Origin of the sequence: Pelomonas candidula (assembly GCF_043555985.1) — a bacterium.
In the GTDB taxonomy this organism is placed as follows: domain Bacteria; phylum Pseudomonadota; class Gammaproteobacteria; order Burkholderiales; family Burkholderiaceae_C; genus Pelomonas; species Pelomonas candidula.
Genome location: NZ_JBIGIC010000001.1, coordinates 107,953 through 128,678, shown reverse-complemented (window position 1 = coordinate 128,678; position 20,726 = coordinate 107,953). Strand labels below are relative to the sequence as shown.

18 protein-coding genes are annotated in these 20,726 nt (G+C 70.3%); 7 read left to right on the top strand and 11 right to left on the bottom strand.

The features are described from left to right. Nucleotides 1–62 precede the first annotated feature (62 nt). The gene (locus ACG04R_RS00630) at nucleotides 63–737 is read left to right on the top strand and encodes a tetratricopeptide repeat protein (protein WP_394405558.1); all 675 of its coding nucleotides are present in this window, start codon (nucleotides 63–65) and stop codon (nucleotides 735–737) included. A 36-nt stretch (nucleotides 738–773) separates the two neighbouring features. Beyond that, complete coding sequence (locus ACG04R_RS00625) at nucleotides 774–1,121, top strand: hypothetical protein (RefSeq protein WP_394405557.1); 348 nt, start codon at nucleotides 774–776, stop codon at nucleotides 1,119–1,121. Here the strand turns inward: ACG04R_RS00625 and ACG04R_RS00620 are convergent. From ACG04R_RS00620 to ACG04R_RS00610, 3 genes are all read right to left on the bottom strand, one after another. Beyond that, nucleotides 1,093–1,698, bottom strand: coding sequence for a M15 family metallopeptidase (locus ACG04R_RS00620; RefSeq protein ID WP_394405556.1), 606 nt, complete (start codon nucleotides 1,696–1,698; stop codon nucleotides 1,093–1,095). The genes ACG04R_RS00625 and ACG04R_RS00620 overlap by 29 nt on opposite strands. Further along, a complete protein-coding gene (locus ACG04R_RS00615) occupies nucleotides 1,695–2,594 on the bottom strand; it encodes a LysR family transcriptional regulator (RefSeq protein ID WP_394405555.1) in 900 nt (299 codons plus the stop codon). Before ACG04R_RS00615 ends, ACG04R_RS00620 begins: the two co-directional genes overlap by 4 nt. Nucleotides 2,595–2,736: 142 nt before the next feature. Continuing rightward, nucleotides 2,737–4,320: an ABC transporter substrate-binding protein gene (locus tag ACG04R_RS00610; RefSeq protein ID WP_394405553.1), complete on the bottom strand. Its 1,584-nt coding sequence runs from the start codon at nucleotides 4,318–4,320 to the stop codon at nucleotides 2,737–2,739. 231 nt (nucleotides 4,321–4,551) lie between these two features. Here ACG04R_RS00610 and ACG04R_RS00605 point away from each other — a divergent pair, with 231 nt between their 5' ends. Next, on the top strand, nucleotides 4,552–7,812 hold the full coding sequence (locus tag ACG04R_RS00605; protein WP_394405551.1) for a hypothetical protein: 3,261 nt from the start codon (nucleotides 4,552–4,554) through the stop codon (nucleotides 7,810–7,812). Nucleotides 7,813–7,861: 49 nt separating this feature from the next. Next, nucleotides 7,862–8,914 carry a homocysteine S-methyltransferase family protein gene (locus ACG04R_RS00600; protein ID WP_394405549.1) on the top strand — a complete coding sequence of 351 codons (1,053 nt, stop codon included), beginning with the start codon at nucleotides 7,862–7,864 and terminating at the stop codon, nucleotides 8,912–8,914. On the opposite strand, the gene ACG04R_RS00595 is transcribed toward ACG04R_RS00600, so the two are convergent. The 6 genes from ACG04R_RS00595 to ACG04R_RS00570 form a co-directional block, all read right to left on the bottom strand. After that, on the bottom strand, nucleotides 8,915–9,757 hold the full coding sequence (locus ACG04R_RS00595) for an HDOD domain-containing protein (RefSeq protein WP_394405547.1): 843 nt from the start codon (nucleotides 9,755–9,757) through the stop codon (nucleotides 8,915–8,917). 65 nt (nucleotides 9,758–9,822) lie between these two features. Continuing rightward, nucleotides 9,823–10,062, bottom strand: coding sequence for a hypothetical protein (locus ACG04R_RS00590; protein ID WP_394405545.1), 240 nt, complete (start codon nucleotides 10,060–10,062; stop codon nucleotides 9,823–9,825). Nucleotides 10,063–10,127: 65 nt separating this feature from the next. Beyond that, entirely contained in the window at nucleotides 10,128–10,292 is a 165-nt protein-coding gene (locus ACG04R_RS00585; protein ID WP_394405543.1) for a hypothetical protein, read from the bottom strand. A gap of 313 nt (nucleotides 10,293–10,605) precedes the next feature. Continuing rightward, the gene (locus ACG04R_RS00580) at nucleotides 10,606–11,163 is read right to left on the bottom strand and encodes a hypothetical protein (protein WP_394405541.1); all 558 of its coding nucleotides are present in this window, start codon (nucleotides 11,161–11,163) and stop codon (nucleotides 10,606–10,608) included. Between the two features lie 124 nt (nucleotides 11,164–11,287). Then, the gene (fusA, locus tag ACG04R_RS00575; protein WP_394405539.1) at nucleotides 11,288–13,342 is read right to left on the bottom strand and encodes an elongation factor G; all 2,055 of its coding nucleotides are present in this window, start codon (nucleotides 13,340–13,342) and stop codon (nucleotides 11,288–11,290) included. A 59-nt stretch (nucleotides 13,343–13,401) separates the two neighbouring features. Continuing rightward, entirely contained in the window at nucleotides 13,402–14,277 is an 876-nt protein-coding gene (locus ACG04R_RS00570) for a LysR family transcriptional regulator (protein ID WP_394405538.1), read from the bottom strand. A 115-nt stretch (nucleotides 14,278–14,392) separates the two neighbouring features. Between ACG04R_RS00570 and ACG04R_RS00565 the strand changes: the two genes are divergently transcribed. Further along, nucleotides 14,393–15,259, top strand: a complete 867-nt coding sequence (locus tag ACG04R_RS00565; RefSeq protein ID WP_394405536.1) for an SDR family oxidoreductase — start codon at nucleotides 14,393–14,395, stop codon at nucleotides 15,257–15,259. 13 nt (nucleotides 15,260–15,272) lie between these two features. On the opposite strand, the gene ACG04R_RS00560 is transcribed toward ACG04R_RS00565, so the two are convergent. Continuing rightward, nucleotides 15,273–17,096, bottom strand: a complete 1,824-nt coding sequence (locus ACG04R_RS00560) for a hypothetical protein (protein WP_394405534.1) — start codon at nucleotides 17,094–17,096, stop codon at nucleotides 15,273–15,275. Between ACG04R_RS00560 and ACG04R_RS00555 the strand changes: the two genes are divergently transcribed. Next, complete coding sequence (locus ACG04R_RS00555) at nucleotides 17,071–17,442, top strand: hypothetical protein (RefSeq protein WP_394405533.1); 372 nt, start codon at nucleotides 17,071–17,073, stop codon at nucleotides 17,440–17,442. The genes ACG04R_RS00560 and ACG04R_RS00555 overlap by 26 nt on opposite strands. Before the next feature lie 156 nt (nucleotides 17,443–17,598). Here ACG04R_RS00555 and ACG04R_RS00550 read toward each other — a convergent pair whose 3' ends face one another. After that, the gene (locus ACG04R_RS00550; RefSeq protein WP_394405531.1) at nucleotides 17,599–18,063 is read right to left on the bottom strand and encodes a hypothetical protein; all 465 of its coding nucleotides are present in this window, start codon (nucleotides 18,061–18,063) and stop codon (nucleotides 17,599–17,601) included. A gap of 92 nt (nucleotides 18,064–18,155) precedes the next feature. Between ACG04R_RS00550 and ACG04R_RS00545 the strand changes: the two genes are divergently transcribed. Continuing rightward, entirely contained in the window at nucleotides 18,156–20,723 is a 2,568-nt protein-coding gene (locus ACG04R_RS00545) for an EAL domain-containing protein (RefSeq protein ID WP_394405529.1), read from the top strand. Nucleotides 20,724–20,726 lie beyond the last annotated feature (3 nt).

The window sequence follows — 20,726 nt, the reverse complement described above, 5'->3', positions numbered from 1 at the left end:
GTGGCGATGCCGCGGGTTGCCTGCAGAATCCGGCGGCATCCAACACCCCGATGAGGCGTTCCATGAAGGGTCTGCTGCGCTCGCTGTCGCTGGTCGTGCTGATCTGGTCCCTGGGCTGCACGGCGGCGCTCGCCGAGGACCGTTCGCTGCTGCCCAAGTACGGCCCCGGTGCCAAGAGCGAGGCCGAGCAGGCGGCCGATGCCAGGTTCGTCGCGACGCTGGAGGAGGGATTCGGTGGCGACCGCCAAAAGGCCGCGCAGGCCGTCGCCGCGCGTGGCTGGAAGGCCTTGCGCGAGGGCAAGCCCGAGGAGGCGATGCGGCGCTTCAACCAGGCGTGGCTGCTGAAGCCCGACAACGGCGAGGCGCTGTGGGGCATGGGCGCCGTCCAAGGCGGCAGCGGCAGGATGAGTGAGGCGCTGGGCCTGTTCCAGGAGGCGGACGCGGCCATGTCCGGCGACATCGACTTCGCGGCCGACTACGCCCGCACGCTGGGCATGGCCGGTGCCGAGGCCCATGACGACGCGCTGTTGCAGCAGGCCTTCGCACGCTTCGCCGCCGTGCAGCAGCGCGCGCCGCAGCACACGCTGAACCTGCAGAACTGGGCCATCACGTTGTTCGCCGCCGGCAACTACGCCGAGGCCTGGGTCAAGGTCAAACTGGCCGAGGCGACGCCGCGCCGGGCCGAACTCGATCAGGGCTTCATCGTTGAGCTGCAAAAGAAGATGCCGCGGCCTTGATGCCGATCGCACGAGGAGGGGCACCGCTACAGGCCTATGACCATCAAGCGTTGCCCCGTCTGCTCGGGCCCGATCGCGGGCTGGGCGATTCGCGCCGAGTTCAGCTGCCATCACTGCCATTGGGCGCTGTCGGCCAACCTGCGTCAGGCGGCTGCCTGGGCATTCGCCGTCGCTGTCCTCCTGGAGCTGATCGTCTTCGCGGCGCTGTGGCTCTGGGCGGAATCGGCGGCCGATGCGTTGGGCGTCTACGCGGCCGTCTTCGGTTCGGCGGGTGCGCTGGTCTGGGGCTTCGTCTACCAGCTCAGTCTCAGGCTCACGCCTGTTCGTCCCCAGCGTGGCCGCGAGACGGGCCGGGTCACAACACCCTCGGCAGATCCCGCCTGACCGCCACGCGGTCGCCGAAGTCGAAGTGCCACCATTCGGTGGCGATGCCGTGGAAGCCCGCCTCACGCATCGCAGCGCGCAGCCAGCCGCGCTCGATGAGGTGCTGCGCCGTCAGCGCGCCCTGCGCGAGGTGCTCGGCTTCGTGGTCGGGGTGGGAGGCCAGCGTCATCTCGTCGAAACCGCTGCCCATGTCGACCTCGTGGCCCTGCGGGTCCAGCACGGTCAGGTCCACGGCCATGCCGAAGCTGTGGATGGACCCACGCTCGGGTGGCGCGAGGTACATCGTCAGCGGCGTGGCCTGCAGCTCGTCCCACAGCCGCTGCTGCACTCGCTGGGGGCGCAGCGCATCCAGCACCAGCAGGCGGTAGCCGGGGCGGCGTTCGTGCAGCCAGGCGGCGGCGTGCTCCAGTGCGGCGGCGGCCTCGCGGCGCAGCCAGGCGCAGTCGATGCCGGCGTAGACGGAGTGGCCGACGAAGTTGTCGGCCGTGGCGTAGCGCAGGTCGACGGCGATGCCGTGGTCGAGGTCGGCAAGGCGCCGGAAGTCGGGATGGGTGGCGATGTCTTCGATGCGGATCACGGCAGGCGGGCCAGGTGTTCGTGTGCGGCGGCGGTGATGAACTTGACGAGGCGGCGCGAGGCCTGCGCCAACGGTGCGCTCGCCGCGCTGAGCAGGTAGAGCTGCACGGGCACGGTCGGCGTCAGCGGGCGCACGCGGACCTTGGCGAGGTCGGCGCTGGCGGCGGTGAAAGGGTCCACCAGCGTCATGCCGACGCCGGCCTCGACGAGGGCGCGGGCGAGCTGGTAGGTCTGCACGGTGATGCGGCTGGTGAGCGGCAGGCCCAGCGCCTCGCCGGCATGGTGCAGCAGGCCGGCGAGCGGGTCGTCGCTCTGCAGGCCGACGATCTCGGTGCGGATGTCGGCCAGGTCCAGCGGGCCGTCGCCCTTCGCCTCGGGGCTGGTCAACGGGCACAGCGCCACCATCGGGCCGCCGGCAATGCTCTCGGCCTTGATGCCGGGGTGGCGCGGGTCCTGCAGCGACAGCGCGAGGTCGGCCTCGCCCAGCAGCAGCGCCGAGACGATCTCACGCGTGTGGTGCGTGGCGAGCGTGCAGCTGGCGTGCGGGAAGGCCTTGCTCCACGGCGTCATCGCGGCGGGGATGATGGCCGTGGCCAGCGCGGGCGTGGCGACGAGGCGCACCTGCTCGGTCTCGCCGCTCTTCAGGTTGGCCGCGAGGCGGCGGATGCCCACGAGGTCGCGGTTGAGCTTGTCGATCTCGACGAACAGCCGCTGGGCTTCGGGCGTCGGGTAGAGCTTGCCGCGCACGCGGTCGAACAGGGCCATGCCCAGTTGCAGTTCGCAGTGCTGCAGCACCTTGGTCACGGCGGGCTGCGAGATGTGCAGCAGCTGCGCGGCACCGCTGATGGTGCCGGCCTGCATGATGGCGTGGAAGACTTCGATATGCCTCAGGCGCATGGTGCCCCCGGCCCAGCGTGAACGCTGGTCCACCCCCCGAGGGTGCCGACCGACTGCCGGACCACGAGCCCGGCCGCCGATCGTGAGGGCCGGCTCAGGCGCGCCCGGCGCTCGGCCCGGCAATGCACGACGGCCTTGACGATCATTTTCTGTAGACCCCCTCAAAGTCGACGCTGCCGTTCGGGGCCATCTTGAAGCCCACGACGTCCTTGCGCACCGGGATGTAGACCGTCGAGTGCGCCATCGTGATCCACGGCCGCTCGCGCTTGAAGATCTCCTGCGCCTTCTCGTACATCGCGAGGCGCTTCTTCACGTCGGTCGTGGCGCGGGCTTCGTCGATGAGCTTGTCGAACTCGGCGTTGCAGAACTTGATACCGCCCTTGCTCGTCGCGCAGCTGAGGTTGGGCGTCAGGAAGTCATCGGCGTCGCCGGTCTCGCCGCTCCAGCCGCTCATGTAGACGTTGTGCTCGCCGTTGTTGGCGCGCTTGAGGTACTCACCCCACTCGTAGGTCTTGATGTTGGCCTTCACGCCGATTCGGGCCCAGTCCTGCTGGATGAGCTGGGCCATCAGCTGGCCGTTGGGGTTGGTGGGGCGCGCCACGGGCAGCGCCCACAGGTCGATCTCGAAGCCGTTCGGGAAACCGGCCTTGGCCAGCAGCGCCTTGGCCCTGGCCGGGTCGAACTCGTTCTTCAGGCTCTTGTTGTAGCCCGGCACGGACGGCGGGAAAGCGCTGACCGCCTGCATCGCGTCGCCACGCGGAAACAGGGCCTTGAAGATGGCGTTGCGGTCGATGGCGATGTCCAGCGCCTCGCGCACCTCGCGCTTGTTCGTGGGCGGCTTCTTCAGGTTGAAGCTCAGGTAGGAAATGTTCAGCGCCTGGATCTTTTCGATGCTGACGTTGGGGTTGCCGGTCAGCGTCGAGATGTCCACGTCGCGCAGCGGCGCCGCCACCTGGCATTCGCCGAGGGCCACCTTCTGCACGCGCACGTTGGGCTCGCGGCTGATGCTGAACACCAGCGCCTTGGTGGGCTGCGCGCCGCCCCAGTAGCCGGGGTGGGCCGTCATGCGCAGCACGTCGTCCTTGGCGTAGCTCTTGAACTGGAACGGCCCGGTGCCGACCGGCTGCACATTGATCTGGCTGGCCTTGCCGTCCTTGAGCAACTGTGCGGCGTACTCGGCGGACTGGATGCCCGCCCACGCGAACGCAAAGTTCGCGACGAACGTCACGTTGGGCTGGCGCAGACGGAAACGAATTGTGCGGTCGTCGATCCGGTCGATGCCCTCGATGAGCTTGGCCAGGCCCAGGTTCTGCGGATAGACGAAGTTGACGGCAAATGCCTTGTTGAACGGCAGGTTGGGGTCGATGAAGCGCTGGAAGGTGAAGAGCACGTCGTCGGCATTGAAGTCCCGCGTCGGCTTGAACCAGGGCGTCGTCTGGAACTTCACGCCGGCGCGCAGGTGGAAGGTGAAGCTCTTCGCGTCCGGAGAAATCTCCCAGCTGGTCGCCAGCTTGGGCACCAGCTCCGTCGTGGGCCGCCTGAAGCCCAGCAGGCCGTTGAAGATCTGCGTGCCGACGGTGTTGGTGCTGCTGCTGTCCCACATGCCGGGGTCGAAACCCTCGGGGCTGGCGTCGGCGCAATAGATCAGCGGCTTGCCCTGGGCCTGCACGGCTGGCGCGCCGAGTAGGGCAAGGACCGCCAGCAGGGCGGGGCAGGGGGACTTCATCACTGGAGAAAAGGCGCTGCGCCTGAGTGCGAACGGGTAGGCATTGTTGAGGAGGGTGGCGCGTCATCAAGCTACGCCAGAATCCACCCGAATAACACAAACTTATACCGCCGAGTCGACCCGGGCTCGTAACGTTTGGCCACGGTGGCCAGGGCAAGCCGCCGTCAGAATGCCGCTCTTTCCCCTGTAGTGCCGCAGTGCCGCTCTCCCGCTGCGCAGGATTGTTTTGCCATGATCGACGCCCAACGCCGCAAGTTCCTTCAGTATTCCGCTGCCGTGGGTGGCGGCCTGCCGCTGATCGGTTGTGGTGGTGGCAACAACCTGGCACAGGCCGACAGCACGGCCTCGGGTGCAACTCCCGGGGCCGACGCCACAGCGTCTCCGCCCCCGCCTCCCGTTCCGGCCCCGACGCCCGCGCCCACACCAGCTCCCACGCCCGCGCCGGCTCCTTCGCCCGTGCCGGCCGGTGTGTCGCTCGGATTCTTCACCGGCGCCATGCAGTTCAGCCTGGTCAGTACCAAGACCGTGGCCAAGGCGCCGTTCTGCCTGGGCTTCGCCTTCCGCCGTGGTGACATCCCGGCGGGCAGCGGCGTCGGCGCGAGCATCGACGGCGTGCAGGTCATTTCACGGTCCACCTATCCGAACGGGTCGCTGAAGTTTGCCCAACTGGCTGGCACGGTCGACGTGACCGCCAACACGGTGCTGACCGTGCGCCTGCGCCGCATCGACGCCGTCACGTCCACCGCCACGGCCCTGGGTCTGGCCGATCTGAAGAAGACCGGAATCACCGCCGCGTTCGACGCCGGCTCTCTCGGCTCGGCCAGTTTCGGTGCCGCCGACTGGGATGCGCCGCAGACCACCTGGGCCAGCGGCCCGCAGATGTCGTCCTGGATCTTCCGCAAGCCCTTCGGCAGCGACGCCCACCTCGTGGCGTGGCTGGAGGTGCGGCTGTTCGCCGGCGGCGCCGTCGAGGTGCTGCCCTGGATCGAGAACGGCTACCTGAACGTCGCGGGCCCGACCAACAAGGCCGCCACCTACACCTTCAAGCTGGGCAGTACCCAGCTGTTCTCGGCTGCCATCGACCTGCCCCACCACTGCCGCACGCCGCTGATCAGCGGCACGGCGTTGTCCTACTGGCTGGGCGACGACCCCGGCGTGACACCGCGCCACGACCTGGCCTACCTGCAGGCCACCGAGCAGGTGCCGACCTACAGCGCGCGGGTGGCCTCGACCGCAGGCGTCGCGCAGGCGCTGGTCACGACGTTTTCGCCGCTAGACCCGGCCAACTTCAACTACGACGGCGATTCCATGCCGGCGACCGGCTACCAGGAGCCCATCGGCCTGCTGCCGCAACACGACGTCCTCTACCTGACCTGCGACAGCAGCAACACCTTCGCGGCCGTCATCCGCAATGGCTACGCCGCGGGCCGCTACCCGCTGTTCTACCGCGACGAGAAGACTCAGCGCCCCATCCGCTTTTCCCAATATCCCAACCTGGTGCTGAACGCCGCCAGCCGCGTCAGCGATGTGGGAGGCTCGACCTTGAGCCAGTACACGCCCGCGCCGTCGGGCACGCAATCGCGCAAGTGGGACTGCGCCCACAGCCCGTCTGTCGGCTACATGGCCTACCTGCTGACGGGCCGCTGGTTTTTCATGGAGCAGGTGCAGTTCGCGGCAACGCTGAACTACCTCTCCAAGTCCGACGACCCCAACATGCGCCGCGGCGGGCTGGGGCTGGTCCAGACCTGCTTCAACGCCTGGCAGACGCGCTCCTGTGCCTGGCAGTGGCGCGCGCTGGTGCAGGCGCTGAGCGTGACGCCGGACAACGACAGCACCTTGCGCCAGGAGTTCATCAACTGCGTCCAGTCCAACATCGACTTCTTCCATGCGACCTACGTGGCGCAGAAGAACAACCCGTTCGGCTGGATCCTGCCCGGCGAGGGCTACACCAACCAGATGCAGTTCGGTGCCTCGTGGCAGCAGGACTTCGTGACCGCAGCGTTCGGCTATTCCCTGGCGATGGGGCTGCCGGTGTCGGCCGACACCACCGCGAAGCACGATGCCTTCTTCCGCTGGAAGGCGCGCAGCGCCATCATGCGCCTGGGGCCGTCCACGGGCTTCTGGTACGTCAATGCGGCCAACTACACGATGAGCATCACGCCGGTTGCTGTCGCGGATTTCAAGGGTGGCACCGGGCCTTGGTATGCCGACGACGCCGCGGTCTACGCCGCCACGTACGCCTCCGTGCCGAGCTGGTTCGGGACCGTCGAAGGCAAGCTGGCGGGTGAGATCCTGCCCGGTGAACGTGCGGCCTGGGGCAACCTGACGACAGCACTGGCCTATGCGTTGAGACATGGCGTGACCGGCGCGATCGCGGCCTACCAGCGCCTGACGTCGGCCAGCAACTACCCCGCACTTCGCGACGCCTTCAACCTCGCACCGGTCTGGTCGGTGGCCCCGAACCGCCTCACGCCGGCCTGGCTGGCGGGCAAGCCCGTGGGTGAATGGTTCGAAATCCCCAACACCTCGGGTGCGGGCGGTGCCGCGATCGAGGCCTACAGCGGCATGGCCATCAACGAGCTGACGAGCGAAGTCCTCATCGCCAGTGCCGGCGGCCACAGCGACTCCGCCGACAACCGGGTCGTGTCGCTGAGCCTCGCCGCCGACACCCCCGCATGGACGGTGCGCCTGGCGGCCAGCAAGACCGTCGCGACCGACGTCGCCTACTACGCCGACGGCACGCCCACGTCGCGGCACAGCTACAGCCAGCTGCATTTCGTGCCCCAGGTGAACCGGCTGATGCATTTCGGCACTCGGGAAGCCTACGGCGCGGCCGTCAGCTTCCCCAAGGTCGACGCCTTCAACCTGGATACCAACAAGTGGGACCCGGCCGGCACCTTCGCCGACATGCCGGTGGGCTACTACGGTGCGGCGCAGGTCCGCTCGACGGGCGAAGTCATCAGCACCGGGCTGAAAAAGTGGTCGCCGGTGGACCGCAAGTGGACGGAACTGCTGACCAGCGCCAACGGTGACTCCGTGCGCTGGCCCATCTCCTACGACTCTCGCCGTGGACAGTTGTTCTGCCTGCAATGGGGCGATGGGCAGGGCTTTGATCCGCAACGCATCGTTGCCAGCCGTGTGCCCCTGGCGACCGGACGGCAAACCACGGTCACCTTCAACTCGAGTGCCGCGTTGACGCAGTGGCTCGCCGACAAGCCGACCTACGCCGCACTCGAGTACGACCCGGACAACGATCGCTTCCTGTTCTATGCCGGCCAGGGCAGTGCGGCCGGGCGCGTCTATGTGATCCAGCCCAACGACACCAACACCTGGGACATGAGCCTGCTCAGTGCCGGCAGCGTCAAGGTAGCAGCGTCGCCGGACAATGGCAGCGGCATGAACAACCGCATGCGCTACGTGCCGGCCTTGCGCGGCATCGTGCTGCTGGCCCGCTCAAGCGCCAACCTCTACTTCCTGCGCACGGCCACCTGACGGCCGGCCATTTCAGCAAAGGTTTTCACCGGGCTGCGAAAATGCCCGGATGAAGCCTATCGCCTACACCCGAGCCCAGGGCCTGCCGGCCCTGCTGCAGAACCGTATTGCCATCCTCGACGGCGCGATGGGCACCATGATCCAGCGCTACAAGCTCACCGAGGCCGACTACCGCGGCGAGCGCTTCAAGAACCATCACAAGGACTTGAAGGGCAACAACGAGATGCTGATGTTCACGCGTCCCGATGTGCTGACCGAGATCCACGAGCAGTACCTCGCTGCCGGGGCGGACCTCATCGAGACCAACACCTTCGGTGCGACGTCCGTCGCGCAGGAAGACTACGACCTCGCCGGCCTGGCCTACGAGATGAATGTCGCGGCCGCCAAGCTGGCCCGCGCCGCCTGCGACAAGTTCAGCACGCCGACCAAGCCGCGCTACGTGGCCGGCGCCCTGGGCCCGACGCCGCGCACTGCGTCCATCAGCCCCGACGTCAACGACCCCGGCGCCCGCAACATCGACTTCGACACGCTGCGCGCGGCCTATTACGAGCAGGCACGGGGCCTGCTGGAAGGCGGCGCCGACGTCTTCCTTGTTGAGACCATCTTCGACACGCTGAACGCCAAGGCTGCCATCTTCGCGCTGGACGAGCTGATGGAGGACACCGGCGAGCGGCTGCCCGTCATCATCTCCGGCACGGTGACCGACGCATCCGGCCGCATCCTGTCGGGCCAGACGGTCACCGCCTTCTGGCACTCGGTGCGCCATGCCCGTCCCATCGCCGTGGGCCTGAATTGCGCGCTGGGCGCGACACTGATGCGGCCCTACATCGAGGAATTGGCCAAGGTGGCGGGCGACGTGGCGGTGAGTTGCTACCCCAACGCCGGCCTGCCCAACCCGATGAGCGACACCGGCTTCGACGAGACGCCCGACGTGACGGCACGCCTGGTCGGCGAGTTCGCCCAGGCCGGCTTCCTGAACATCGCCGGCGGCTGCTGCGGCACGACGCCCGATCACATCGCGGCCATCGCGAAGGCCGTGTCGGCCTACAAGCCGCGCGTCAGCGGCGAGAAGTTCTTCAGCCAGATGCTGGACGCGGCCTGACTAGTCGAACTCGTGGAGCAGCTTGAGGGTGTGCGACTCGCTGAGATTGAGTAACTCGGCGATGTCGTGCAGATCGTCCGGCACGGCCGCGTCGTCCCAGCCCCGGGCCGTGTGCCGCGCCAGGCGCACGGCCAGATGCACGCAGCGAACCTGCGGGTCACGGGCGTGCTTGTCGTCGGTGATGTGTGTCAGCAGCTCGGGCAGGTGCCAGCGTCTCATCAACGCCTGCTCCAGGTCCGCCAGCTCGATGCCCAGCACCTGGCGCTGTGCGGCGGCGCTGCGCAGCGCATGGTCGGCGTCCTGCAGCGCGGCGATCTGCAGGGCCAGGTCGGGCGCGTGTACCCACAGCAGCATCTCGGCGAAATCGTGCAGGAGCGCGGCGCTGTGGATGACGGCGGCGTCGGGGTCGGCGCGGTGGGCCGCAAAACCCAGCGCGTAGCGCGACGCCCGCTCGGCGCGCTGCATGACGCGCGACAGGCCCAGGATCGCCTGCTCATGGTCGGCCAGCACGTCCTCCATCGTCGGCTGAGGCCCGAACGCCCGGAAGAAGGGCGAGATGCCCATCAACACCAGTGCCGCGGTCGGCGTCTCGGGGTCGGCCTGCAGCCCGATGCTGCGACCGCGCCTGAGTTCGCTGGCCAGCGCCAGCACCTTCAGCGTCATCAGCGGGTCGGCGGCAATCATCTCGCCGAGGCCGTTGGCGTCGACATCGTCCTCGGTTGCACGCATCTGCTCCAGAGACTCGGCCGTCTCGGTCAGCACCGGAATCTCGGCGCGCGCGAAGGCCTCCACCCAGGCATCCAGGCTGGGTAGCGGAGCGGTCAGGCGCAGGCGGTCGGACATGCGCTGATGCTAGGCCGATGCGGGGCCCCATGCTCATCGCATGAGGCCCCGGTTAGGGCATCAGTTCACAGCCTGCGCACGCCGTCCAGCTGGGCGACGAGCTGGCCGTCGACATACAGCGCGCCTTCGGGTGCGCCGGCTTCGGCGTAGAACTCCAGCTGGCTGCGGGCGCGGCGGCGCTGGCGGTAGGCGGGCGAGAACACCAGCCGGATCGCGCGGGCGGCGCGCTTGATGCGGCTCCAGCGGCGGGCCCAGGCGGCGTGGGCTTCGGCGGCGTCGGGGCCGCTCAACTCGATCAATCTCATGAGGGTCTCCTTGCGCGCTGGCCGGCCCTCATGACATGGATGAGAGGGCGGTCAGCGCGGGCGTGTCAGGGGCTGTCGTCGGGGAAGCGGTCGCGCAGCAGTCGTCGCAACTCCAGCCGGGCCTGCTGGCGCAGGGCATGGGCGTCGTTGGGGCTCTGATGTCGGCCGGCCTGGCGTTTGAGCGCCGGGGCCACGAGCGGATTGCGCGGCTTGGCGGTGCGGATACGCATCGGGCGGGGAGAGGTGAACTGGGGCATGAAAGGCTCCGGTGGGCGCCGCGCGCGGGCGGCGGGCAATGCAGCGGCTCGACCCGGGCGGGCCTGGCTTTTGCGCGAAAAGGGAGGGGTGCCCGGGGCCTGCGCTCGAGGCAGGCGGGCCGGGCGGTCAGGGGCGTTGGGGTGCTGGCGTCGCTGTGATGCCGAGGACTTCTGGCGTCACAACTTGCGCAAATGATAAACAAACGTTGCTCTTGCGCAAGCAGCTTTTATCCAACATCCCTAACGTGGAGGGGTGGCGCCGTCCAATGACGGATGCGCGCAAGGATCAGCGTTTCTTGGTTTTCAGCGGCGCGATGCGCGACTGCAGCTGGCGCCATTCGTCCAACTCGGCCTGCGGGCTGGGTGCGGACGGCTTGGGCGGCGGCGGCGCGGCGGGCTCGGGCGTCAGCACCTCGCCGAGCAGGTCCAGCAGCCGCGTGCGGGCGCGCTGCGGGTGGCGGCGGTAGTAGGTCAGCACGAGGCCGACGATGAAGCGCTCGTCGTCGTCCTGCGGCAGGCTGGGTGAGACGTTGGCCGGCGCAGGTGCCGTGCTGGAGGGCGCAGCGGCAATGGCCATGCTGCCGTGCTCCAGGTCCATCCAGCCGGGCGGCTTGTGGCACAGCTGCTCGAACTGGCGTGCCAGCCGCTCGCCGATCTGGCGCGAGCGGCCCTTGATCTGGCTCCAGTAGCTGGGCTGGATCTGCAAGCGCTCCGCGAAGCGCCTCTCCAGACCGCGCAGGGTGGCGGCATCAGGGTGTTTGACGGTGGCGCTGACGAACTCTTCGAACAGCCGCATCGCGTTGTCCAGGCGGACCTGGGCAACATCGCGGGGGGCGGGGGACATAGGGGTGAATGATAAATCTCCGTTCACCAGCCCTTCGGCTCACGGAGCGCCCGCGTGAGAGTTGTTGCCGCTTCGGCGTGCGGCAGGCCCAGGGCAAGGCGCGTTGCTCAGCGAGGCAACGAACTCACTCCGCCTCGTCGCCGCCCTTGTAGGCGCCCACCAGCGCGGTCTGCGTGTGGGGCGGCACGGCCTCGTAGTGCGACAGCAGCAGCGTGTAGCGACCCTCGCCGGCCGTCATCGCGTTGAGACGCGTCTGGTAGCTGGCCAGCTCGGCCAGCGGCGCCAGGCCCTGCACGATGAGGCTGCCCGGCACGGCGGCACGCGTGCCGTTGACCTGGCCGCGGCGTGAGGCGAGGTCGCCGGTGATGTCGCCGATGCCGTGCTCGGGCGCCGTGATCTCGACCTGCACGATGGGCTCCAGCACCAGCGGCTTCGCGGCCCGCACGGCCTCGATCATGGCGCGGCGGCCGGCCGTGACGAAGGCGATCTCCTTGCTGTCCACCGAGTGATGCTTGCCGTCGTAGACGACGACCCGCAGGTCCATCAGCGGGTAGCCGGCGATGACGCCGCTGGCCAGCGCCGAGCGCACGCCTTTCTCGACGGCGGGCATGAACTGGCCGGGGATGGTGCCGCCCTTGACCGCATCGACGAACTCGAAGCCGGCGCCGCGCTCCAGTGGCTCGATGCGCAGGTAGACCTCGCCGAACTGGCCCGCGCCGCCGCTCTGCTTCTTGTGGCGGTAGTGGCCTTCCGCCGGCGCCGAGATGGTCTCGCGATAGGCGATGCGTGGCGGCTCGGTGACGACGTCGCCCTTGTAGAGCTCGCGCACGCGCTCCAGCAGCAGGCGCAGGTGCAGCTCGCCGAGGCCGTAGACCAGGGTCTGGTGGGTCTCGCCTGCCTGCTCGATGCGCAGGCAGGGGTCCTCGTCGACGAGCCGCGCCAGCACCTCCCACAGCTTCTGTTCGTCACCGCGCCGCGCCGGGCTGATGGCCAGGCCGTGCACGGGCGTCGGGAAGTCCAGCGGTTTGAGGAAGATGTGCTCGTCCTCCTGCGCGTCGTGCAGCACAGCGTCGAAGGCGATGTCGTCGACCTTGGCGACGGCGCACAGGTCGCCCGGCAGCGCCTCGTCGATGTCCACGTGCTTCGGGCCCTGCAGCATGAACAGATGGCCGACGCGAATGGGTTTGCGCGCGTGGCCCACGAACAGCAGGCCGCCCTTGGCGACGCGGCCCTGGTGCACGCGCATGACGCCCATCTTGCCGAGGTAGGGGTCGGCGACGATCTTGAAGACATGGGCCAGCACATGGGCCGACGGGTCGGGCGTGGCGGGGTAGGGCGCCGGCTCGGTGCCTTTGCCTTCCAGAAAGGGCGGTGGGTTGCCCTCGGCCGGGTTGGGCATCAGGGCCTCGATGGCTGCCAGCAGCTCGCCGACGCCGGCGCCGGTCCTGGCGGAACAGAAGCAGACCGGGATCAGGTGCCCCTCGCGCAGCGCCTGCTCCAGCGGTGCGTGCAGCTCCTTCGGGTCGACGTCACCGTCGGTCAGGTAGCGGTCGACGAAGGCGGCGTCCACTTCCACGACCTGCTCAACCAGCGCACGGTGCGCTTCGGCGACGGACGAAAAATCGGCCTCTCCCGAGGCCGCGAAGAAGCAGTCGGCGACCCGCTGGCCGCCGTCGGCGGGCAGGTTGAGCGGCAGGCATTCCTTGCCGAACACCTCGCGCAGCTGCGCGAGCAGCCCGGGCAGATCGACGTCGGGCGCGTCGATCTTGTTGACGACGACGAGCCGTGCCAGGCCGCGCTCACCCGCCGCCTGCAGCATGCGCTGCGCCATCAGCTCGATGCCGTTCTGCGCGTTGATGACGACCAGCGCCGTATCCGCCGCCTCCAGCGCGGGCAGGGCCTGGCCGACGAAGTCCGGCGCGCCGGGCGTGTCGATGGCATGCACGCGACATGCCCCGTGCGTGAAGTGGGCGAGGCTGGACTGCAGCGAGTGGCCCAGGCGTTTTTCGAGCGGATCGTGGTCTGACACCGTGCTGCCGCGCTCGATGCTGCCGGCCTGCGGGATGGCGCCGGCGTGCGCCAGCAGTGCGTCCAGCAGCAGCGTCTTGCCGGCCGCCGCAGGGCCGACCAGCGCGACCGTGCGGATCGTGCTCACTCGCGGGTCCAGGCTGGCGCTCATCGGAGTCTCCTCGTGTGGATGGCCCAGCGTAGAAGAACGCGGGCGGCGCGGCAAGCGGCTCAGCCGCTCAGCGCGAGCGAGCCGTCCGGGTAGCGGGCCGCCATGAAGTCCACGAATGCTTTCACTTTCGGGCTGGCCAGCCGCCGCGACGTGTGCAGCACCCACAGCTCCACCGCCGGGCCCGTCTCACCCCACTGCACCAGCGCGCCGCTGGCCAGTTGCTGCCAGACGATGGACCGCGGCACCCGGGTCACGCCCGCGCCGGCCAGGGCGGCGTCGCGCAGCATCAGCATGGACGACAGGCGCAGCACGGGCACCGGCTCGAGCGCCAGGCTGCTGCCGTCAAGCGCCCAGGTGTCGCCGTCGCGGTGGGCGTTGACGATGGCGTCCACGCGCACCGGTGTCGGCCCCGCAGCCGGCATCGGGATGGAGGGCGCGGCCACCACGACGAGCCGGTCCTTCGCAAAACAGCGCCCGACCAGCGCCGTGTCCGGCCGCGGGTTGGGGCGGATGGCCACGTCGAACTGCTCGTCCACCAGGTCCACCAGGCGGTCCTCGGACACGACGTCCAGCGTGACGTCGGGGTAGAGGCGCCGGAACTCGGCCGCCAGCCGCCCCATCGCCAGCTGCGCGAACAGCACGGGCGCGGCGATGCGCAGCCGCCCGCTGACCGTGCCGGTGCCCTCGCGGGCCGCCGTGATGGCGTCGGTCACCTCGTGCATCGGGCCCTCGGTGCGGGCCAGCAGCAGCTGGCCGGCCTCGGTCAGCTCCAGGCCCTTGGTGCTGCGCTCGATGAGGCGCACGCCCAGCTGTTCCTCCAGGTCCGCCACGCGGCGGGACAGCGTGGCCTTGGAGCGCCGGCTGGCGCGGCTGGCCCGCCCGAAGCCGCCGTGCGTGGCCACCAGGTTGAAGTCCGCCAGTGCGTTCAGGTCCATGTGTTCTGAATTCAAGACAGTGAATCTTGATTTTGGCGACTGTGTTTATGAAGTGCAACAGCCTATCTTTCGTTCCGTTCCTTCCCACAACCCTTCCGAATCACGGAGTCTTCAAATGAGCATCCTCGTCATCGGCGCCACCGGCACCATCGGTTCCCTCGTCGTCCAAGGTCTCGCCAGCCAGGGCGCAGACGTCACCGCCCTCGTGCGCAAGCCGGAGGCGGCGCTGCCTGCCGGCGTGAAGCGCGCGGTGGGCGACCTCACCAACGTGGCCTCTCTGCGCCAGGCTATGTCGGGCGTGCGCACGCTGTTCCTGCTGAACGCGCTCGCGGCCGACGAGGTGACGCAGTCGCTGCAGGCGCTGAACGTGGCCCGCGAGGCGGGCATCCAGCGCATCGTCTACCTGTCGGTCATCAATGCCGACCTCTACACCGACGTGCCGCACTTCACCGGCAAGTACACGGTGGAACGCATGATCGACAGCCTGGACCTGCCGGCCACCATCCTGCGTCCGGCCTACTTCATGCAGAACGACGTGCAGATCCAGCCGGTCGTCGAGAACCACGGCGTGTTCCCCATGCCCATCGGCGCGGTCGGCTGTGCGATGGTGGATGCACGCGACATCGCCGATATCGCCGTGGCCGAGCTGCTGCGCCGCGATCGCGCCCCCGCGCCGCTGCCGCGGCTGATGCTGGAAGTGGTGGGGCCGGAGGTCGTCAACGGCATGCAGGCCGCTGCCATCTGGAGCCAGGCGCTGGGTCGCGACGTCCATTACGCCGGCGACGACGTGCAGGCCTTCGAGGCGCAGCTGGCACGGCACGCGCCGGGCTGGATGGCCTACGACCTGCGGTTGATGCTGAGCCGCATCCAGCAACTGGGCCAGCTCGCCCAGGACGGTGCGGAGCAGAAGCTGGAGCAGTTGCTCGGCCGCCCGCTGCGCTCCTACCGGAGCTTCGTGGCCGAGCGCGTGAAGCCGGCTTGAGGCGCCGTGCGCGTCAGCAGGACTGGCCGGCCACCTGCGCCGTGCAGGACGCCGCGTCCAGCTGCAGCACGAGGCCATCCGCCGTGCGGCTGGTGATGCGCAGCAGCTTGTAGTCGCCGGCCTGCAGCGCGGTCGTGCCCAGCGTGGGGTTCAGCGCGGCGGTCAAGGCCGACGGGGCCAGCTCCAGGTCGGCGAGCTTGCTGCCGCAGGTCGTGTCCGTCGTGCACAGCTGGGCGCGGTTGGGCACGGCGTCGGCACGCGGAAAGGTCCAGGTCGGCGCGAACGTGAGCTTGGCCTTGGCGGCGCCGTTCAGGCCGGTCAGCGCTGTGGTGGCGGCGGTTGCTAGCGCCGGCCAGGGCAGTCCGGCCATGTTGGACGCGACCAGGGGCAACTGCCCCGCCACGGCGATGCTGACCGAGCCACCGTCTGCACCCGCCAGCGGCGTGCTGCAGGCGGCGTCGCTGAACAGCTCGACCTTCACGTTGCGCCCGGCGCGCACGAAATTGCGCGCCGTCGTGTCACCCGCCGCACCGTTGGGCACGGGCAACGTGAAGAGGTCGGTGCCGCGCGTCGCGCCATTGGCCGGGTCGAGGCTGGGCGTGGCGTCCGCGCTGCTGACGCTCCACAGGCTCAGGTAGGTGGCGCCGCTCGCCGGCTTGAACAGCGCAAGGGGCACATCGTTGCCGCTGGTGTCCTTCTGGCTGGCGCGGGCGCACTGCAGGCCGGACCAGGCCGGGATGCGCAGGTCCAGGTAGCGGTTGTAGACGTCGGGGGCCGTCTGGTCGACGCGGCGCGCCAGCACCAGCCGGGCCACGGCACTGGCCTGCACCTCCAGGCGGTTGCCCATCAGCAGCCAGCCGCCGGCGCGCCTCACCGCGACCTGGTCGATGCCGATCTGGCGCAGCACGTCCTTGGGCGTCGTGCCGTTGGCCACGGTGGTCTTGAAGATCAGCTTGACGCGGCAGACCGGGTCCGTGCCCGAGAAATCGCAGCGGCTGGGCACGGTCGGCAGCAGCGTGGCGCCTTCCAGCGATTCGGTGTCGCCCACCAGCAGGCCGGCCATGTGGCCGCACAGCACCTGGGTGGCCTGGGCCACGTTGGAGAAGGCCGGCTGCAGGAAGTCGGCGCTGGCGCGCACGCTGGTGTCCAGCAGCGGCGTCAGGCCCGTCGTCGCGTTGGGGCACTTGGCTGCGAAGGGCATGACTGCGCCCAGCGACTTGAACAGGCTGTCGACACCCGCGGGGTCGACGCGTGAAGCCGACGCATCGGTACTCAGGCTGCCGGTCGTCGTGCCCGGCTCCAGGTAGGCCCAGCCGCTGCCCAGCGCCGTGCCGAGCGTGACGTAGGCCTTGGTGTCCAGGCCCAGGCCCACGTCGATGGTGTCCAGCAGGCGGTCGTAGCCGGTGTGCGAGCCGGGTGTCAGCGCGCCGGTCAGCAGGTCGAAGCTGGCGGCCAGGCCGGCGTCGGCCAGCGCCGAGGCGAGCACGCTGCGCAGCTGGGTCTGGGCCGCAGCGAGGTCGGTGGCGGCGAGTCCCTGCACCGCGCCGGTCCGCAGCGCCTCGGGAGACTGGCCGCTGGCCAGCACGGTGACGGCGCTGGTCAACGGCGTCAGGTTCAGCGTGCCGCCGGCTGTCGCCCCCCAGACGCATAGTGCGTGGTCACCCGCCGTGCCGCAGGCCTCGACGCGGAACGGGCCCGCACCGGTCAGTGTGATCGGGCCGTAGGCGCCCGTGGTCGCGGAAACCGCCTTGCCCGAAGCGATGACCTTGCCGGTCTCGTCCAGCACGCGCACCGTGCCGCCGGACATCGCCATGCCGGCGGCGACGGTGCCCTGCACCGGGGACGGTGGTGGCGGCGGTGACGGCGGGGTGGGTGTTGGCGCGGGGCTCGGCGTTGGGCTGGGTGCCGGTGTCGGCGAAGGAGCAGGCGTGGGTGTCGGCGCCGGCGATGGCGCGGGCGTGGGTGAAGGCGCCGGGGTGGGCGTGGGAGCCGGCGCGGGCGATGGAGACGGGGACGGCGCAGGCGATGGCGCGGGCGTCGGCGCGGGGGCCGGAGCCGGCGTCGGCATGGGCAGCGGGCTGGGCGTTGCCGACACCGGTGGCGGCGTGGCGGCGGAGCCGTCCGTGGACGAGCCGCCTCCGCCGCCGCAGGCCGCCAGCATCAGGGCCATGGGCCAGGCATAGGCCGAGGGCCGGCGTGGGGCCGGCGGTGGGGTCAGCGGGGAGGAAGGGGCGGCGTCAGGCATCCGGGCCAAGGGTCAGGGGCTGACCTGACTGTAGGCCGCGGCGCCTGACCGCGGTGGCCGGAACTGCGGTTGCTGCGTGGCGTTTTGCGCCGGATCAGTCGCGGTGGCCGCGCCCGTGGTCGTGATCCCGGTCTCGATCGTGGTCGCGGCGGTCGCGGCCCTCGTCGTACCGGCGCTCGTCGCGGCGCCAGTCGCGCTCGCGGTCCCGGTCGTGGCGCACGACGACGTTCTGCCGGTACCAACCGTCCTCGACGAAGTACACCGGCGCGCCACAGGCACCGTACTCGCGGCAGTGGTGGCGCCAGTCGCGGCGGTGGTCAGGCGGCACCCACAGGTAGACCGGATCGCGATAGACCGGTCGGCCGATGATGACCGGCTGCGGCGCGATCAGCACCGGCTGCGGGTACTGGCCGATGTCGATACGGCCGTAGACGCCGGGCTGGCTGAAGCCGATGGACACGCCGATGTCGGCCGCCCGGGCCGGCAGCGCGGCCAGGCCGGCCAGGCCCAGTGCGGCGGGGGCGAGCCAGCGGGTAAGGAGGTGGCGCGACGGATTCATGAGGGACTCCTTGTTCTTGGGGTGACGGGTATTGAACGCCAGGACGCGGCCGCGGTTGGCCTGTGGCGCTGTAACAAAGGGCAGTCAAGGCCTTGTCCTACAAGGCCGCCGCGGTGCTGGGCATCAAGCTTGCCGCTCCCCTGGCCTGGAGCATGTCGATGAGCCCTCCCCAGCCCGTGGCCGCCGTCGAGCAGGCCCTGGCGCAGAACGCGCGCTTCCTGGAGCGCTGCAGCCGTCTGGCCGGCGTCGGCGCGTGGGAGTGGCAGGCCGGGACCGGGGCGCTGGTGCTGTCCGATTCGGCCTGCGAGCTGCTGGGCCTGCCCGCCGGCCACGTGCCGACGCTGCCGGCGCTGCTGCAGCGCTTCGGGCCTGACGGCGCGGCGATGCTGGACGCGGCGCTGCGCCAGGCCGATGCCGAGGGCCGCAGCTGGGATGTGGAGCTGCACTGTGGCGGTCGCGTGCTGCGCGTCGTCGGCGGGCCCGACGGCGAGGGCGCCGAGCGGCGCGTGGGCGTCGTCATGCAGGATGTGACCGAGCCGGCCGGCCTGCGCGCCGAGCTGGAACGCACGCTGGAGCGGCTGGACCTGGCCACGCACGGCGGTGGCATCGGCGTCTGGGAGCTGGACCTGCAGGCTTGCCGCCAGGGCCGGCTGACCTGGGACGACGCGATGTGGCGGCTGCACGGCGAGGCGCCGCATGGCCAGCGCATCACGCCGGCCGGCTGGCGCCGCCGCCTGCACCCGCAGGATCGCCACGCGGCGCTGCAGGCACTGGCCGACGCGCTGCGCAACCGGCCGCAGCTGGACGGCGAATGGCACGTCGCCTGGCCCGACGGCAGCACTCGCGTGCTGCGCGGCTCGGGCCGCCTGCTGCGCGACGGCGCCGGCCGGCCGCTGAGGCTGTCGGGCGTCTGCTGGGACGTCAGCGCGGAGCGCCGCCTGCAGCAGCAGCTGGAGGAGCAGCACGAGCTGCTGCAGGTGACGCTGCAGTCCATCGCCGATGCCGTGCTGACGACCGACGCGCAAGGCCGGGTCACCTGGCTCAACCCGGTCGCGCAACGGCTGACCGGCTGGACGGCCGACGAGGCGCGCGGCCAGCCGGCCCATCGCGTCTTCGTCGCGCGGCGCGAGGAGGGCGACGAACCGCTGGACGACCCGGTCCGGCGCTGCCTGGCGACCGGCCGGCCCACGCAGCTGCCGGCCGGCGCGGTGCTGCAGGCGCGCGATGGCGAGCGGCGCGCCGTGGACGACTCGGTCGCGCCCATCCGCGGCAAAGCCGGCCACGTGTTCGGCGCCGTGCTGGTGTTCCGCGACGTGACGCAGCAGCGCCGTCAGTTCGACGAGATCCGCTGGCGGGCCAGCCACGATGCGCTGACCGGTCTCGTCAACCGCGCCGAGTTCGGCCAGCGGCTGTCGCGCACTTTCGAGCGCGCCAGCCGCGACGGCAGCCGCCACGCGCTGCTGGCCTTCGACCTGGACCGCTTCAAGCTCATCAACGACCACTGCGGCCATGCGGCTGGGGACGAGGTGCTGCGCGAGGTCGCGCGACGGCTGGAGGCCGGCGTGCGCGGTCGCGACACGGTGGCGCGGCTGGGCGGTGACGAATTCGCCGCCATCCTGGAGAACTGCTCGCTGGACGAGGCCCAGCGCGTGGCGCAGAAGCTCTGCGACGCGCTGGACCAGTACCGCTTCACCGACGGCGAGCAGCGCTTTCGCATCGGCGTGAGCATCGGCGTCGCGCCGCTGGATGGCCGCTGGCCGGACGCCGAGACCGCGCTGCGCGAGGCCGATGCCTGCTGCATGATCGCGAAGGAGCAGGGCCGCAACCGCGTGCAGCTGTGGGCGCCGGACGACGCCACGCTTCGCGCCCACCAGAGCGAGCACCGCTGGGCCACGCGGCTGCAGCAGGCGCTGGACGAGGGGCGCTTCGAGCTGGACCTGCAGCGCGTGCTGCCGGCCCAGGGCGCGGAGGACGACGGCCTGCTGCGCGGCGAGCTGCTGCTGCGCCTGCGAGAGCGCGACGGCAGCCGCGTGCCGCCCACCGCCTTCATGCCCGCCGCCGAGCGCTTCCACATCGCCCCCCGCATCGACCGCTGGGTGCTGCGCCAGGCGGTGGCGCTGCTGCAGCGCGAGGGGCCGCCGCAGATCGCGTCGCTGTCGGTCAACCTGTCGGGGCTGACGCTGCAGGACACCGCCTTCCACCAGGAGGCGCGCGTGCTCCTGCAGCAGCTGGGCCCGGAGCGTGCGAGGGCGCTGTGCCTGGAGATCACCGAGACGGCCGTCATCACGCGGCTGGCCGACGCGGCCCGCTTCATCACGCAGATGCGGGCGCTGGGCGCGCGCATCGCGCTGGACGACTTCGGCGTCGGCGCCTCGTCGTACAGCTACCTGAAGGCGCTGCCGGTGGACGTGCTGAAGATCGACGGCCAGTTCGTCCGTGCGCTGATGACCGACCCGCTGGACCAGGTGGCCGTGCGCAGCTTCGTCGACGTGGCCCGCACGCTGGGCCTGACGACGGTGGCCGAGTGCGTGGAGACGCCGGAGGTGCTGCTGGAGCTGGTGCGGCTGGGCGTGGGCGAGGTGCAGGGCTTCCTGCTGCACCGGCCCGAACCGCTGGACGGCCTGCTGGCCGCGGCGGAGGCGCCGGCGTCGGTCTACTAGGCC